Source organism: Pseudomonas sp. 51_B (assembly GCF_017491595.1).
GTDB classification, from domain to species: Bacteria; Pseudomonadota; Gammaproteobacteria; order Pseudomonadales; family Pseudomonadaceae; genus Aquipseudomonas; species Aquipseudomonas promysalinigenes.
Map to the genome: position 1 here is coordinate 1 of NZ_JAFGYW010000655.1, position 226 is coordinate 226.

A 226-nucleotide genomic window follows, 5' to 3' on the forward strand; every position below is an offset into this window, starting at 1 on the left:
GACGTTGATAGGTTGGGTGTGTAAGCGCTGTGAGGCGTTGAGCTAACCAATACTAATTGCCCGTGAGGCTTGACCATATAACACCCAAGCAATCTGCAACGCAGATTGTGGTGGTGAAGACGAAAGATCCGAAAATTCGCAACATCACAAATCGCATATCCGAATTCGCTGGGCTGTCCAACAGGACATTCTGGCTACAGAATTTCTTGACGACCATAGAGCATTG

The 226-nt window shown here is 47.3% G+C and carries 1 rRNA gene; it reads left to right on the top strand.

Annotated features, from left to right (window positions below):
• Positions 1-77, top strand: a 23S ribosomal RNA gene (locus J5M56_RS27350); the annotation flags it as partial.
• Positions 78-226 lie beyond the last annotated feature (149 nt).